The organism is Micromonospora costi (assembly GCF_003626655.1).
In the GTDB taxonomy this organism is placed as follows: Bacteria; Actinomycetota; Actinomycetes; order Mycobacteriales; family Micromonosporaceae; genus Micromonospora; species Micromonospora costi.
The window spans coordinates 114,066-128,647 of record NZ_RBAN01000002.1 but is presented as its reverse complement, the minus strand read 5'-3'; the positions used below and the strand labels follow the sequence as shown (position 1 = coordinate 128,647).

Sequence of the window (14,582 nt, the reverse complement as noted above, 5' to 3'; positions counted from 1 at the left end):
GAGCGTGGATGGGGCTACGGCACCTCCAGCATCATGAGTAGGGCACGGGTGGTAGGTCAGATGACGCGGTCTTGTGAGTGCCCTGGGCTGTCGATATTGGAGGCGTTGAGCGGCCATGTGCCGCTGCCCGGTGGGAGGTTGCGGCGCATCGGGTGGATTGTGGGCCCGCCGGGCAGGGTGACGGTGCGGCGGGGAGTGTAGCCGTAGCGACGGTAGAGGGTGGTGGCGTCGCTGACAGGCGTGGCGTAGGAGGGGAGTCCGATGCGGTCGACGCGGCTGCGGTGGTGCTCGAGCAGTGCGGTGCCCCGACCGGTGCCCTGGGCGGTGGGTGCGACGGCGAGGAACGCTAGGTGGTAGTGCGGCTCGGTCGGTTGCTGCGCCGACATCAGGTGGTCGAGGAGGACGAAGCGGCCGGCGTGTTCGCCGGCGGCGTCGGGGAGCCGGATGCCGTAGTTCGCGGGTAGGGGGATGGGCCGGTAGCGGTGGAAGCCGACTGCGGCGGCGGTGTGGTCGTCGGTGAGGTAGATGTCGCCGAAGAACATGGCGTGCTCGATCCAGATGGCCAGGACGTCGGTGAGGATGCGGCGCCGCGGTGCCGGTTCGGGGACGAGCCAGGCGGCGACGGGGTGGGTGTGCAGGGCGTCGGCGATGAGTGCGGCGACGGGCTCTTTGTCGGTCCAGTGGGCGGCGCGGATACGCGGAACAGCGTCCATGTCGGGTGGGTCTCCTGTAGCGGGGTTAGCGGTAGGTGGCGGTGGCGAGGTCGCCGAGGGCGGCGTCGACGGCGGTGGTGATGGCCCGCACCGGCGGGTAGTGCTGCCCGGCGACGGCCCGCAGGTGGGCGGTGAGTGCGGTGGTGTCGTCGTCGAGGTAGAGGTACGGGGTGAGGCCGAGTACTGCGACGAGTCCGGCGAGCGCGGCGGTGTGGTTGTCGGGGTCTTCGCGGCCGGTGGCGAGGTAGCGCACCCGGGCGCGGGCGACTACTGGCCATTTCGTGTCGGCGGGGAGGTAGGCCTCGGTGCGGACGAGCCCGCCGAGGCGTCGGCGGGTGGTGTGCCGCAGGATTCCGGCGGCGACGAGCCCTGCCCGGGTGCGTTCGTGCAGGTCGGTGGAGAAGCCGCGTAGCCACGTCCGCACGGTGAGGGCTGTGCGGGTGGTGCGGATCGCCGTGAGGGCGCTGTCGGTGATGAGGTCGCCGACCGGATGGTCGTGGTGCAGGCGGAGTCGTTGCTCGCCGATCGGTCCGTCATGTGGGGTGATGGTGATCCGGCCGGTGAGGAACAGGTCGATGAGGACGGCGCCGGCCAGGCCGGCGGCCAGCGCCTGCTGGTGCAGGTGCGGTTGGCCGGTGTCGTCGTCGTGGCCGAGGAGGAACAGTTCGTCGCGCAGGGGCAGCCGGGGTATCGAGGTCACGTCCGCCTCCTACCGGTGGTCGGTGGCGAGCTGCCGCAGCCGGTCGTGGATGCCGCGGTACGGGGTGGTGGGGGAGGGGAGGAACTGCTTGTCGACCGCGGCGGCGATCGTGTAGTTGGGGTTGCAGACGTTGCCGATCGGCGCCCGAGCGGCTTGGGAGACGAGCTGGTAGGCGTCCAGCTCGTCGAGGCCGGTGAGGGCGGCGGTCCAGGCGACCAGGTCGCGGTGGGCGATGCGGTAGGCGTCCTCGAGGGGACGCGCAGCGCCGATCGACATGATGGCGTGGTCGGTTTCGAGCCGCGGCCACACCGTGGGCACACCCTTGATGACCTCGACGGCGAGGGTCGTGGTGGTGGCGATCTCCACGCCGACACCGCACGCTTCGCCCTCGCCTTGGCGGGCGTGCCCGTCACCGAGGGCGAGCATCGCGCCGTGCATGTTCACGCCGAGGTAGAGGGTGGCGCCGGCGCGTAGGTGCGGGGTGTCGATGTTGCCGCCGTGGGTGTCGGGGACGATCGTGGAGCGGGCCTCGAACCCGCCCGGCGCGACGCCGATGGTGCCGATCATCGGCTCCAGCGGCAGGTCCACGCTGTGGTCGCCGGCGGTGGCCCGGTAGCGGACGGTCCCAGCGGTCTTGTCGACCTCGTACACCCACACCCGCTCCTGAAGCGGTGGTTGCAGGGTGGCGGTGTGCGCGGTGGAGGTGAGGGCGCCGAAGTGCGGGAACGTGGCTGAGACACCCCAGTCCCGGCGGGGCTCGATCGAGATGACGTGCACGGCGAGGGTGTCACCGGGTTCGGCGTCTTCGACGAAGAACGGCCCCGAGACGGGGTTGAGGTAGGGCATGCGGCACACCTGCGACGGCAGGTCCGCCGGCCCGCGGACGAGGCCGCCGAAACAGTCCTCGGTGACCACCTGCAGCAGTTCACCGGAGCGCACATGGGCGACCGGCATCCGCCCACCGAAGGTGTACGCGAACTCGTCCCGCGCCGGCCGGTACACGATTTTCTCCATGCCGGTCACACCCGCTCCATGTCACGCCGCCGCTGCGGCTGCGCGGGCGCGAACCCCGACAGGGTAGGACGGCGGCCGGCGGCGTACAGGCTGGCGAGGACCAGGACGCCGAGCCCGAGCCAGGCCAGACCGACTCGTTGCGCGGCGATGTTGGCGTTGACCACGACGTAGGCGAGGATCGCGAACCCGACCGCGGGCATCACCAGATGCGCCCACCAGTTCCGACTACGGCGGCGGATCAGGTGATGCACCACCACCGTGACGTGCAGGACGAGGAACGCGACCATCGCCCCGAAGTTGATCAGCGACGACAACACGGTGATCCCATCCGCCCGGGTCGCCATGTACAGACCCAGCGCGAGGGACACCGCCCCGGTCAGCAGGGTCGCGTTGACCGGCACACTCCGGCGCACCGACACCCTCGCCAAGAAACGGGGGAGCTGCCGGTCCCGGGCCATCGCATACAGCAACCGGCTGGTGGCGACCTGGGCGACCATCGAGTTCGGCAGCCCCCACGCGATCGCCGTCGCCACCGCGCACACCGTCGCCAACCAGCCCCCGCCGGCGACCTGCGCGGCGTCATAGAAGGCGGTGCCGTTCGGATCCCCGTCAGCCAGGAGGGTGTTGTGGTTTGGGACGAGCATCGCGGCCAGCCACGTCTGCCCGATGAACAACACCCCCGCCAGGACCAGCACGGCGGCCATGGCGCGGCCGATCTGCCGGGAGCCGCCCTTGGCCTCCTCGGCGAGCATGCTGATGCCATCGAAACCCAGGAAGCTGAGCACGGCGATGCACACCGCTCCCGCCACCACCGACCAGGTGAAGGTGTCCGGGTTGTAGAACGCCTCCCAACTGAACCGGCCCTTGCCCGACGCGAGCGCCCAGCCGGCGACGGCGAGGAAGACCGCCAGGACGAGCAGCTCGCCGATCAGCATCACGCGGGTGACCATCGCGGTCATGCGGATCCCGACCGAGTTCACCAGCGTGTTGACCACGACGAACCCGAGCAGCCACGCCCACACCGGCACCGCCGGCACGGTCGCGTGCATCGCCACCGACGCCACCAGATACAGCAACCCCGGCACCAGCACGTAGTCGAGCAGGATCACCCACCCGGCTAGGAACCCGACCGGCGGGCTGATCCCCCGACCCGCGTAGTTGTAGACGCTGCCGCTCATGGGAAACGCCCGCACCATCTGCGCATACGAGAACGCCGTGAACACCAACGCCACCACACCGATCACGTACGCCAGAGCCACCATCCCGCCCGAGCCCCCGTACACGCTGCCGAAGATCGCCATCGGCGCGATCGGCACCATGTACACCAGCCCATAGGCCACTAGGTCCCGGAATCTCAGCTGCCGGCTCAGCTCCTGCTGGTAGCCATAGCGCGACAGCTCGTGGTCGTACATAAATACACCTCTCGGGAAGCTGATACTCGGCACTTAAAGAAGCCACAACACCGGCTGCTATTGGTCTGGGCGACGCCAGCCGGCACCACCGCACTCAATGCGATCGACCCTGATGTCGGTAAGTAGACCGGCGTGATAGTGACAACAGGCCGACACGGAGCGCTCGCTGCGGCACGTGTAAGGCCTTGGATGGTGTGGCCAAGATCGAGAAAGGCCGCTGATTTTGCACAGATGGCGGGTGCTCTTGCCCGTCATACACGGCCCGGGCACGCGGCCCCTCCAGGCCATCGTGATGTGAATGTCGGTCAAATGTCGGGATCCGCCGACAGCTTCTATCGACAACCACGACGAAGGCGTACGGTGATCGTGTCCAATGTGCCGTTACCGTGGATGGCAGCCGGGGCTTGCGCCCACGGGAGCGTCTACAGGACGGGAGTTGGCAGCGATGGCCGAAAACGACGAGATCGAGACTGCACGCCGTGCGCTCGGCCGTCGGCTCGCCCAACTGCGCATGGCCGCTGGTCACACCCAGCACAGCCTCGCCCGGCTCATTCAGTACGGGCGCAGCTCCGTAGCAAATACCGAAACCGGCCACCAGTACCCCGATCGCGCGTTCTGGTCGCGCTGCGACGCAGTGCTGCACACCGGGGGCCTGCTCGTCGGCGAATACGACCGTGTCGCCGAGCTGCGCTGGCGGCGTCGCTCGTCATTGAAACAAGAACCGAACGGGACCCATCTACCAGCCGTTGTCTTCCAGGCCACAGCTCCCGTTCCCGACTCGGATGGCGGCTCTGCTCTCTGGGAACGCGAGGAAGCCATCGCCGCGCGCCGACTGGTACTGAAATCCTCAACGGATGACGACGCGCGCCTGGCATACCTGGAGCACGAGGTGTGTCAGGCCATCACGGACAACGAACGTCTAATTCCGGCCGTCCTCATGGCTCGAATGCGGCCGCTACGGGCCTATGTCGACGAACTCATGGCAGGTCGACAGCACCCACCGCAACGGGCCCGCCTGTATGTTGCTGCCGCTCACCTGTCCGGACTCCTCGGCGCGCTTGCGCTGGACCTTGGCGCGTTCGCCGTCGCACACGCTTACGCCGCCGAAGCCTTCGACCTTGCTGATGCCGCGCAACGGCCAGACGTGCAGGCCTGGGCGCGGGCGACGCAGAGCCTCGTTGCCTTCTACGCCGGCGAGTATCACGATGCATTGGCCTTCGCCCAGGATGGCCTACGTCGCGCGGGCAACAGCCCGCATCGTCTTCGCCTCACGATCAACGGACAAGCAAGAGCCCTCGCCCGGCTCGGCGACCGGTACGGCGTCGACAGCGCCGTCGACCGAGCATTCACGCTCGTTGCCGAACAGCCGTCCGACGCGCAGGTCAGCGAGAGCCTCACCTTCGGCCCGTATTGCCATGCCCGAACAGCGGCCAACGCAGCAACCGCCTACCTGGCCATCGGTCACAAGACGGAAGTAACTGACTACCTTGCCGTTGCCATCGCCGCCTTTGACAAGGCAGGGCTGGCCGGCCCGCAAGCACTGAGCCGCCTCGATCTGGCCACCGCCCAGCTGCACGCTGGCGAACCCGAACAGGCCGCCGCCCTTGCCATGGAGGCACTTGCCCTCACCGCGGACCAGCGGTACGAGTCAGTGCATCAGCGCGCCCGACGGTTCCTCGCCACCGCCCAGCCGTTCGCCCACCAGCCGCGGCTACGGCAGCTCGCCGAACTGCTCGCCGAACGTGCACAGATCGGCACCACGGGACGATCGGTTCTACCATCCCCGTCATGACTAGCCGGGAACTTGCCAGTTTGCAGCAGCGCTGGGCCGCCTACCAGGAGTTACCCGAGCTCACCGAACACTGGTACTGGCGCCCTGGCTGGCGAGCCGGCCGCCAGTTCTATACCTGGCACCTCACCTTCGAACACCAGCCCGAACTTCACAATCTCACGACACAACTACAAAGCCAGCTAGCGATGCCTGGACTAGACCTGGTTCCGCTCGACGGCCTGCACCTCACAATGCAGGGACTCGGCTTCACTGACGAGGTCAGCGACGACGACATTAACGCGATCGTCGCCGAAGCCCGGCGACGATGCGCAGGCATGCCACCGCTCGAACTGTCCCTCGGACCCGTCGATCCGGACGCCGAGGGAATCGGCCTGCTCGTCCGACCCTGGGACCGCGTCGAAGCCCTTCGCGCCACGATCCGCAGCGCCATCGCGACAGTGTGGGCCTCGGCGCCGGAACCCGCTGATAATTTCCGCCCACACGTCACCCTCGCCTACAGCGGTGCACCAGTGCCCACGGAGCCGATACGTGCCCAACTGGCGAAACTTCGCCACCTGCCAGTGGCGCAGGTGAGGATCAGCGAGGTGCCGCTGATCGCGCTACGCCGCGAAGGTCGCACCTATCGATGGGCGACGGTGGCGACCGTGCGGCTGGGCGAATGAGCCCAACCCGTCAACGTCGAGGTACTCCGCTGAGATAGCTGCGCGTGTGACGAGGAGGTCGCAACGTCGGCCCCGCCTAAACCGACCGGCCCGCCGATGGGATCCCGGAATACGCGCGTGTGCGAAGGGTAGGTGGGTCAGCCTGGCTCCGCTGCGTGAATATCGGGGGCGGAACCCGAATCGCGAGGTTCTGCCCCTCGCACGCGGGGGCGTTCGCCGTCGCGGCCCGCCCCATGGACGGTTACCCGCCGACTACAAGACCGGCCCGCGCGGGCAGAAGAACCTGTGGGGTTTGGCCCACGAATCGCATGATTGTGTGCTGCGGTCGCTCAACGTGACGATCACCGAGTCGCCCTGGCGGCGGACAGCAGTGGCGCTCTGCCCTTTGCGGATGTCCACCCCCTGCTCGGCGAGCGACGCGCGGAGCTGCTCGCGGACCCCGCCGCCGATCACGACCAGCGACTTCGGCGCGGCCGGCGCGGTTGTCGCCTCGCGGTTGGTCCACGGGCGCGCGTCGGCCAGACCGTCGATGTCCGGCAGCGCGGCCCTGGTGCCGCCGGCAAGGATCACCGCCTGACGCGCCTCGAGAATCGCGTCACCAACCGCCACACCCTTCTCGCCGGCCAGCCGGCCCCAGCCACGCACCAGCGTGATCCCGCGCTCGGTCAGCCATGGCACCTGCCCCGCGTCTTCCTGGTGCCCGGTCAGTTCATCGCGCCGTGCCAGCACCGTCGGAACGTCCAACGGTCCCGTCACCGCCTCGGCGGCGCCGGGCACCCGGCGTACCTCGGCCAGCAGCGAGCCAGGGCGCAGCATCGCCATGGCGGGAATGCACGCGTAGAACGAGCACTCGCCGCCGACTTTCTCCGCCTCGACGATCGCCACGTCCAGACCAGCCTGAGCCAGACGCCCCGCGGCCACCTCGCCACCGGGACCCGCACCGACCACAACTACGTCAAATTTCGCATGGCTGAATGCTGGTCCGGATGCTCGCCAATCGCCGCTGGGTATCACCCCGGTCCGCCCACGGGTGCCGGTCCCGGCCGCACGGGATCCCTTCCCCGCACACCGCCGCCGTAACCTCGCGTCGGTCCCGGTCAGGTCCCGGTCCAGGGACCACACCAGGGTTTTACCCTGGGGCAATCGGCGTCCGCGGGCGGTCAGTGTGGTGGACATGAGCGACTCTTCGATCAAGTTCCGTTTCGAGGTCACTGTCCTGCCCGTGTCCGACGTTGACCGGGCGAAAACCTTCTATGAGAGCCTCGGCTGGCGCCTGGACGCCGACTTCCCGATCAACGACAACCTTCGGATCGTGCAGTTCACCCCACCCGGCTCGCCGGCCTCGATCCAGTTCGGGGTGGGCCTGACCGCGGCGGCGCCCGGCTCGTCGCAGGATCTGATGCTGATCGTCAGCGACATCGAGGCCGCCCGGGAGGAACTGCTCGGTCGCGGCGTCAAGGTCGGCGAGCTCTGGCACGGACTGCGCGGCCTGGACACCAGCGGTCGCCAGCTCGGCGCGGAGCCGGAGCGGCAGTCCTACGGCAGCTACGCGTCGTTCACCGACCCGGACGGCAACGGCTGGCTGCTCCAGGAGGTCACCGTGCGTTTGCCCGGCCGCTAGTAGCCGGCGGCCGTCATCGGACAAGCGGCGACCAGTCGGCCGACGCCTCGCTCCTGAGGGTCGCGTTCGGTGGCCGCGATCTCCGCGGGGGCCGGTTCCTCGCAACCGCGGTACGCGGTCGCGAGGAACATAGCGATCATCGAAATCATGCCGCCGATCGAGCGGGCGACCGAGAAGACCACGTCTTCGGCTTGAGCTGCGACGACACGGTCGGTGCCCACCTGCCGCGCCTGCCCGATCGCGGCGGCGAGCAGCACGGCGTGCCGGGCGAACGCGTTCTCCGCCGGCGGCAGAGCGAAGCTGTCGCCGAACCCTAACCGGGCGGAGCTCGCCACGGGGTAGCCCCTGGAGGAGGCAAGGTCGAGAATCGAGCCTGACCCGTAGCCGTCGACGTCGAAGTAGCGGCCGGTGTGCCCGCCGTGCAGGGCGGCGATCATCATTGGGCAGCGCAACCGTGAGCGGCTCGCGGCCCTGGGGCTCGTACCAGGGTGCTCTACCGGCTCGACCCGGCCTGGTTCGGGAAGTCTGACGACAGCCAAGAGAAAACCGAGCAAGGAGCCCGACAATGGCTACCATCCACCTCCACGAGACGACCACTGCCACCCCCGAGCAGTTCCTCGCCGCACTCACCGACTTCGGCCCGGGCCGCGCTCAACTGTTCAGCGCCACCTCCGACGACCTGCTGAAAGTCCACTCGCAGGGACCGACGTACGCCGACGTCACCGAAGGCACCAACGCCGCCTGGGAACGCCTGAGCTACGACTGGTCCGACCCCCACCGTGTCGTCATGAAGACCATTGACTCCAACCTCTGGGGCGGCGCCTCCGGCCACACCTACACCATCACCCCCAACCCCGACGGCACCACCACCATCGATGCCGTCGTCGTGCGCGAGGGCAAGAACGCCAAGGGCAAGCTCACCGGGCTGCTCCTCGGCAGCGTCGCCAAGGGAGCACTGGCCAAGGCCCTGGCCAACACGGTCAAGGTGGTCGAACAGCGCAACAAGGTCGCCTGAGCCAAGGCGAACAATGCGCCGGCCCCAGACAATGTTCCGGGACCGCCATGTTCTTCCAGGAATGGCTGAACGTCGCATCCACCTCGCCGAGTGCAGGGATCTCGACGTGTACGTGCGAGCTCGACCGAGAACTGCGGGCCCCAGAGAGCCGGACAGCACCGCCTTGCCGGCGCGCAGGGGTCTCCCTCGGTGACGGCTACGCCGGCCGGCCAGGCCAGCGCGTTCAGCGGGCCGCCGTACACGGACTCGCCCGAGCCGTTCGCGGCAGGCTGGTCGGTGTGACCATCACCGGAACCGTTGTCGCCGACTTCCTGCAGGCAGCCACCATCGCGATCGTCGGCGAGGTGTCGGTCCGCCGGCTGCGGCACGCCATCCCGGCATTCTCCACCCGCAGTGAGATTTGGCTCTACCTGTTCAACGCGCTCGGTATCGAGGCGTCGATACGCCACCTATCTGGCCATGGCGGCTGGACTGGACGTCTGACCTCGGAAAGGGTCCCTCGCGGTGGCGGTGCGAGGGACCCGTTCGGTGCGTCTCGTACCTGAAAAGGAGGTTTGCTAACTGCTCTGAGCAGCGATGATGGCCGGGTTGGCGAGGGCCGATCATGGTCTCATTCACGCCGGCACGGAGTTTCCGGCACGTCACGAGATCTGGCACACTTGTCGACTCGTTGGGGTCAGGAGCGCTGTAATTTTGGGCGACGTGCCCATCAACACTGAGACTTCTGCGCTGCGGGGGCGGCGACGGGAGCAGGAGGCGCTCGACCGGCTGGTGCGTGACGTCCGCGCGGGGCAGAGCCGAGTGCTGGTGCTGCGCGGCGAGGCCGGTGCCGGCAAGACGGCCCTGCTGGACTATCTGACCGAGGCGGCGCCGACCGGCCGGGTGGTTCGGGCGGCGGGGGTGGAGGCGGAGTCCGAGATCGCATACTCCGGCCTGCAGCAACTGTGCGCGCCGCTGCTGGGCTATCTCGACCGGCTGCCTGAGCCGCAGCGTGACGCGCTCGCCACTGCCTTCGGGCTCAGCCCCGGCAACCCACCGGAGGGCCTGGTCACCGGGCTTGCCGTGCTCGGGCTGTTCGCCGAGGCCGCGTCGGAGCGGCCGCTTGTCTGTGTCGTGGACGACGTGCAGTGGATGGACCGGATGTCGGAGGTGATCCTCACCTTCGTCGCCCGGCGGCTGGATGCCGAGTCGGTCGCGCTGGTCTTCGGCGCGCGCAGCCCGGGTGAGGAACGGATCCTCGATGGGCTGCCGGAGCTGCGTGTGGAGGGGTTGCCGGACGCGGACGCGCGGGCGCTGCTGGACTCTGTGCTGCCCGGGCCGGTCGATGCCCGCGTACGTGACCGGATCGTCGCCGAGACCCGCGGCAATCCGCTCGCCCTGCTCGAGCTGCCGCGTGGTTTCACGCCGGCGGAACTGGCGTTCGGGTTCGGCGGGCCGAGTGCGACGCCGCTGGTGAGCCGGGTCGAGGAGGGCTTCCAGCGGCGCATTGCCGCGTTGCCAGCGGATACCCGCACGCTACTGCTCACCGCCGCCGTTGAACCGGTCGGCGACGTGCCGCTGCTGTTGCGGGCGCTCGAGCGGCTGGGTATCGGGATGGACGCCGCGGCGCCCGCGGAGGCCGCGGGCCTGATCGAGATTGGGACCCGGGTGCGGTTTCGGCACCCGCTGGTCCGCTCGGCCAGCCGGCGTTCCGCCGGGCCGACCGAACTGCGCGTGGTGCACCGGACGCTCGCCGAGGTGACCGACCCCCAGCAGGACCCCGACCGACGTGCTTGGCATCGGGCGCACGCCTCGCTGGGACCGGACGAAGAGGTCGCCGCTGAACTGGAGCAGTCGGCCGACCGGGCAATGGCCCGCGGCGGCCGGGCGGCCGCCGCAGCCTTCCTCGAGCGCGCAGCAGAACTCACCCCCGATTCGGCGAAGCGCGCCGGGCGCATCCTGGCTGCCGCGGTGGCCCGGTTCGCCGCCGGAGCCCTCGCCGAGGTGCCGGACTTGTTGGCCGCCGCCGAACTCGGTCCGCTCGACCCGCTGCAGCAGGCCGGAGTGGAACGGCTACGCGCCAAGGTCGCGTTTGCGCTCAACGCCGGACGGGCAGCTCAGCCGCCGCTGCTGGCGGCCGCACGCCGGCTGGAGGTGCTGGATCCCGCCGCAGCCCGGGAGACCTACCTGGCGGCGATCGGCGCGGCCGTGCACGCGGGGCGGCTGGGCGGCGCCGACCTGTGCCGGGCGGCCGAGGCCGCCCGCGGAGTTCCCGCGGGCGGGGAGCCGGCCGGTCTGCTCCTCGAAGGTCTGACGGCGTGGAGCCTGGAGGGGCACGCCGCGGCGGTGCCGCTGTTCACCCGTGCCCTGGCTGCGGCCACCGCGGACAACGATCCAGACCTGGCCTGGCTGCGCGGGGTGGTCGTGCACGAGGTGTGGGACGACGTCGCATTTCTCACCACGACCGAACAGGCCGTCGGCTACGCCCGCGAGACCGGCGCGCTGTCCCTCCTGCCGTCTGCGCTGACCTTCCGCGCCACCGCGCTGATCTACGCCGGCCGCTTCGCCGACGCGTCGGACCTGCTCGACGAGGCCGAGGCCCTCGGGAACGCCACCGGCTCGCCCCCGTATCCGGCCGTCGCGGTCATCCTGGCCGCGCATCGCGGGCGTGAGGGGCCGGCGCTGGAACTCAACGACGCTTTGGTCAGGAATGCCGAGGCGGGTGGCCTGGGGTGGTTGCTCGCCGTCGCCGGCTACAGCAGAGCGGTGCTGTTCAACGGACTCGGCCAGTACCCGGCCGCGCTGGAGGCAGCCCTCGAGGCTGCCCGATACGAAGACCTCGCCGTCCTGCAGTGGACGCTCGGGGAGCTGGTCGAAGCTGCCGCACACGCCGGGGCGCACACCGTCGCGGCCGAGGCACGTGACCGCCTCGCCGCCCGGACGCGTGTCGTCGACACGAGCTGGGCGCGTGGCGCCCAGGCCCTCGCGGACGCGCTCGCCGGCCCAGCCGGGCCGGTCGAGGAGTACTACCGAGAGGCGATCGAGCAGTTCACCGCGACTCGGTTCGGCCTGCAACTGGCGCGCGCTCGCCTGCTCTACGGCGAGTGGCTGCGCCGCGAGAACCGGCGGGGCGACGCGCGGGACCAGCTGCGCGCCGCGCATGAGGCGTTCACCGTGATGGGTGCCGAAGGCTTCGCCGAGCGCGCCGGGCGAGAGCTCGCCGCCACTGGCGAGACGGTACGCAAGCGGACCCTGGGTGTACGTGAGGAGCTCACCTCGCAGGAGGCGCACGTCGCGCGGCTGGCCGTGGCGGGGCGTACCAATCCGGAGATCGGCGCTGTGTTGTTCCTCAGTCCGCGTACCGTCGAATGGCACTTGCGCAAGGTCTTCACCAAGCTGGGCATCAGCTCGCGCCGCGAGCTGGCCTCCGCGCTGCGCGACCGGTGACCCCCAGGCCAGCGCCAGGGTGTCGATCGAGCCGGACACTGGGTTGTTCACCGCCCGGGGGAGCTGACCTCCGGCGAGGCCAACCACGAAGCCCTGGTCGGGCTCGCTCTGCTCGATGACGACCCACGACGACTCCGACGACAACGCCGACGGCGAACCATCGATGTGCTGGGCGCTTCACGGTTGTGACCAGGCGCATTTGAGGTTTCCGCCGCCGTACCCCGGCCAGGGTTCACCCCAGGGTGTTTCCCTGGGGCGGCGCCCGTGTGTCCCAGGCGAGGGTGATGGGCATGAAACAACGACTGATCTTGCTGATGGCGGCGGCAGTGCCGCTGTCAGCGGCGCTGGTGCCGATGGCCGCCAACGCTGTCACCCGCGACAGCGGCCAGGTAGCCGCCACGACCTGTGCCGCCGTTCCCGTCTCCGCGCCCTCCGGTACCACAGTGGAGGCGGTGAAGGCGGTCGCCAACGCCGGCGGAACTGTCACGTTCCCCGCCGCTCCGCCGCTGCACCCCATCAAGGAGACCCTCACCGACGTGCCGGCCTGGTGTGACATCACGGTCACGGTGACCCACCCGGGAGCGAACGACCACGTCAACATCAAGGTCTCGCTGCCCCGGGACCCGGAGAGGTGGACCGGGCGGTTCCAGGCCACCGGGGGCAGCGCCTACCTCGCCGGCGACTTCGGCTCCCCGCTGGTCGCCGCGGTGAAGGCCGGCTACGTCGCTGCGGCCACCGACGCCGGTGTCGGCACGAACCCGATCGACGTCAGCGGCTGGGCCATCACCCCGGCCGGCAAGGTCAACTCCCCGCTGTTGGAGAACTTCGCTTCCCGCTCGCTGCACGACATGGCCGTTATTGGCAAGGACGTTGCCAAGCAGTTCTACGGCAGCCCGGTGACGTATTCGTACTGGAACGGCTGCTCCACTGGCGGCCGGCAGGGTTACAAGGAGGCCCAGGATAACCCGACGGACTTCGACGGAATCCTGGCCAAGGCGCCGGCGATCAACTGGGACCGGTTCGCGGTCGCGACGCTCTGGTCGCAGGCCGTCTTTAACGAGGAGAAGGTCGCGCCCACCCAGTGTGAGCTGGAGGCGTTCAACACCGCCGCGGTCAAGGCCTGTGACACCCTCGACGGGGTCAAGGACGGCATCATCGACAACCCGCAGGACTGCCACTGGGACGCCCGGCGGCTGGCCGGCGCCAAGGTCGTCTGCGACGGTAAGGAGATCACGATCTCCAACGCCACCGCCGACGCGGTCCGCAAGATCTGGGCCGGCCCGGTCTCCCCGACCGGCAAGAAGCTCTGGTACGGGCCGAACAAGGGCGCTAGCCTCGCCGCCCTGGCCGCTCCCGGCGCGCCCTTCTTCGTCGCTGACAGTTGGGTCAAGTACTTCGTGACGCAGAACCCGTCGTTCGACACCACGAAGCTGACCTACAAGTCGTTCGACCAGATCTTCCGCGCGTCGCAGAAGCAGTTCAACGACATCATCGGCACCGACGACCCGAACCTGTCCGCGTTCGCCAAGGCCGGCGGCAAGCTGCTCAGCTGGCACGGCCAGACCGACGAACTGGTGCCCACCCAGGGCACCGTCGACTACCGCGAGCAGGTCAAGCGCACCCTCGGCGGCAACAAGCGGGTCGACGACTTCTACCGCCTGTTCCTGCTCCCAGGCGTAAACCACTGCGGAGGCGGCACCGGCCCACAGCCCACAGACGACCTGGGCGCGCTGGTCAACTGGGTGGAGAAGGGCCAGGCCCCGGACACCCTCGCCGCCGCCAACCCCGACGGCAGCGTCACCCGCAACGTTTGCCGCTACCCGATGGTGGCCCGCTACACCGGCCACGGCGACCCTGCCTCGGCCGCGAACTACCGCTGCGTCACCGCCTGACCTTATCCGCACAGCGCGGCGGCCCCGGAACTCTCGCCGGGGCCGCCGCAGCCTCGCTCGACATTTGGCCCTTGTCCTCGGCACCGGCCTCGGCGGCCACGCCCGACGGGAGAAACCCGGCGCCTCTGTCCTCGAAGAGCCCGGGAACAGCCAAGTCCTTCGAACCGCTGAAGTATGTCGATGCCGGCGTACTGAGAGTCGGCTACGCCGAAGTCTGCGCGAACTCCCGTAGAGCGTGGAGGAGATGCCGCTGGTTCCAGATCAGGGAACGGTCCAGGAGTCCAGCGCCTGGTTGGAATGACTGAAAGGTCCCTCATCTGGCTGGCGGCCCAAAG

General features: G+C 69.3%; 13 protein-coding genes. 7 read left to right on the top strand and 6 right to left on the bottom strand.

The features are described from left to right. Nucleotides 1–56: 56 nt before the first annotated feature. From D7193_RS11480 to D7193_RS11465, 4 genes are read right to left on the bottom strand one after another with little or no spacing between them, the layout of a single operon-like run. Nucleotides 57–713, bottom strand: coding sequence for a GNAT family N-acetyltransferase (locus D7193_RS11480; RefSeq protein WP_120779498.1), 657 nt, complete (start codon nt 711–713; stop codon nt 57–59). A gap of 25 nt (nt 714–738) precedes the next feature. Further along, nucleotides 739–1,413, bottom strand: a complete 675-nt coding sequence (locus tag D7193_RS11475; protein ID WP_120779497.1) for a GOLPH3/VPS74 family protein — start codon at nt 1,411–1,413, stop codon at nt 739–741. 9 nt (nt 1,414–1,422) lie between these two features. Beyond that, entirely contained in the window at nt 1,423–2,436 is a 1,014-nt protein-coding gene (locus tag D7193_RS11470; RefSeq protein ID WP_120779496.1) for an acetamidase/formamidase family protein, read from the bottom strand. Further along, nucleotides 2,433–3,839, bottom strand: coding sequence for an APC family permease (locus D7193_RS11465; RefSeq protein WP_120779495.1), 1,407 nt, complete (start codon nt 3,837–3,839; stop codon nt 2,433–2,435). The genes D7193_RS11470 and D7193_RS11465 overlap by 4 nt, the downstream gene beginning before the upstream one ends. A gap of 445 nt (nt 3,840–4,284) precedes the next feature. Here D7193_RS11465 and D7193_RS11460 point away from each other — a divergent pair, with 445 nt between their 5' ends. Further along, a complete protein-coding gene (locus D7193_RS11460) occupies nt 4,285–5,631 on the top strand; it encodes a helix-turn-helix domain-containing protein (protein WP_120779494.1) in 1,347 nt (448 codons plus the stop codon). After that, the gene (locus D7193_RS11455; RefSeq protein WP_120779493.1) at nt 5,628–6,293 is read left to right on the top strand and encodes a 2'-5' RNA ligase family protein; all 666 of its coding nucleotides are present in this window, start codon (nt 5,628–5,630) and stop codon (nt 6,291–6,293) included. Before D7193_RS11460 ends, D7193_RS11455 begins: the two co-directional genes overlap by 4 nt. Before the next feature lie 252 nt (nt 6,294–6,545). Here D7193_RS11455 and D7193_RS11450 read toward each other — a convergent pair whose 3' ends face one another. Then, nucleotides 6,546–7,469: an FAD-dependent oxidoreductase gene (locus D7193_RS11450; protein WP_120779492.1), complete on the bottom strand. Its 924-nt coding sequence runs from the start codon at nt 7,467–7,469 to the stop codon at nt 6,546–6,548. Here D7193_RS11450 and D7193_RS11445 point away from each other — a divergent pair. Beyond that, nucleotides 7,468–7,914: a VOC family protein gene (locus D7193_RS11445; RefSeq protein ID WP_120779491.1), complete on the top strand. Its 447-nt coding sequence runs from the start codon at nt 7,468–7,470 to the stop codon at nt 7,912–7,914. The two genes, D7193_RS11450 and D7193_RS11445, sit on opposite strands and share 2 nt — an antisense overlap. Here D7193_RS11445 and D7193_RS11440 read toward each other — a convergent pair. After that, a complete protein-coding gene (locus D7193_RS11440; RefSeq protein ID WP_147434366.1) occupies nt 7,911–8,351 on the bottom strand; it encodes a hypothetical protein in 441 nt (146 codons plus the stop codon). The two genes, D7193_RS11445 and D7193_RS11440, sit on opposite strands and share 4 nt — an antisense overlap. 128 nt (nt 8,352–8,479) lie before the next feature. On the opposite strand from D7193_RS11440, the gene D7193_RS11435 reads away from it, so the two are divergent. The 4 genes from D7193_RS11435 to D7193_RS11420 all read left to right on the top strand — a co-directional run bounded on the left by D7193_RS11435 (nt 8,480) and on the right by D7193_RS11420 (nt 14,247). Then, the gene (locus tag D7193_RS11435; protein WP_120779489.1) at nt 8,480–8,929 is read left to right on the top strand and encodes an SRPBCC family protein; all 450 of its coding nucleotides are present in this window, start codon (nt 8,480–8,482) and stop codon (nt 8,927–8,929) included. Between the two features lie 278 nt (nt 8,930–9,207). Then, the gene (locus tag D7193_RS34170) at nt 9,208–9,474 is read left to right on the top strand and encodes a hypothetical protein (RefSeq protein WP_120779488.1); all 267 of its coding nucleotides are present in this window, start codon (nt 9,208–9,210) and stop codon (nt 9,472–9,474) included. 157 nt (nt 9,475–9,631) lie between these two features. Further along, nucleotides 9,632–12,355, top strand: a complete 2,724-nt coding sequence (locus tag D7193_RS11425; protein WP_241563027.1) for a helix-turn-helix transcriptional regulator — start codon at nt 9,632–9,634, stop codon at nt 12,353–12,355. 290 nt (nt 12,356–12,645) lie between these two features. Then, nucleotides 12,646–14,247, top strand: coding sequence for a tannase/feruloyl esterase family alpha/beta hydrolase (locus tag D7193_RS11420; RefSeq protein ID WP_120780337.1), 1,602 nt, complete (start codon nt 12,646–12,648; stop codon nt 14,245–14,247). Nucleotides 14,248–14,582: the final 335 nt, after the last annotated feature.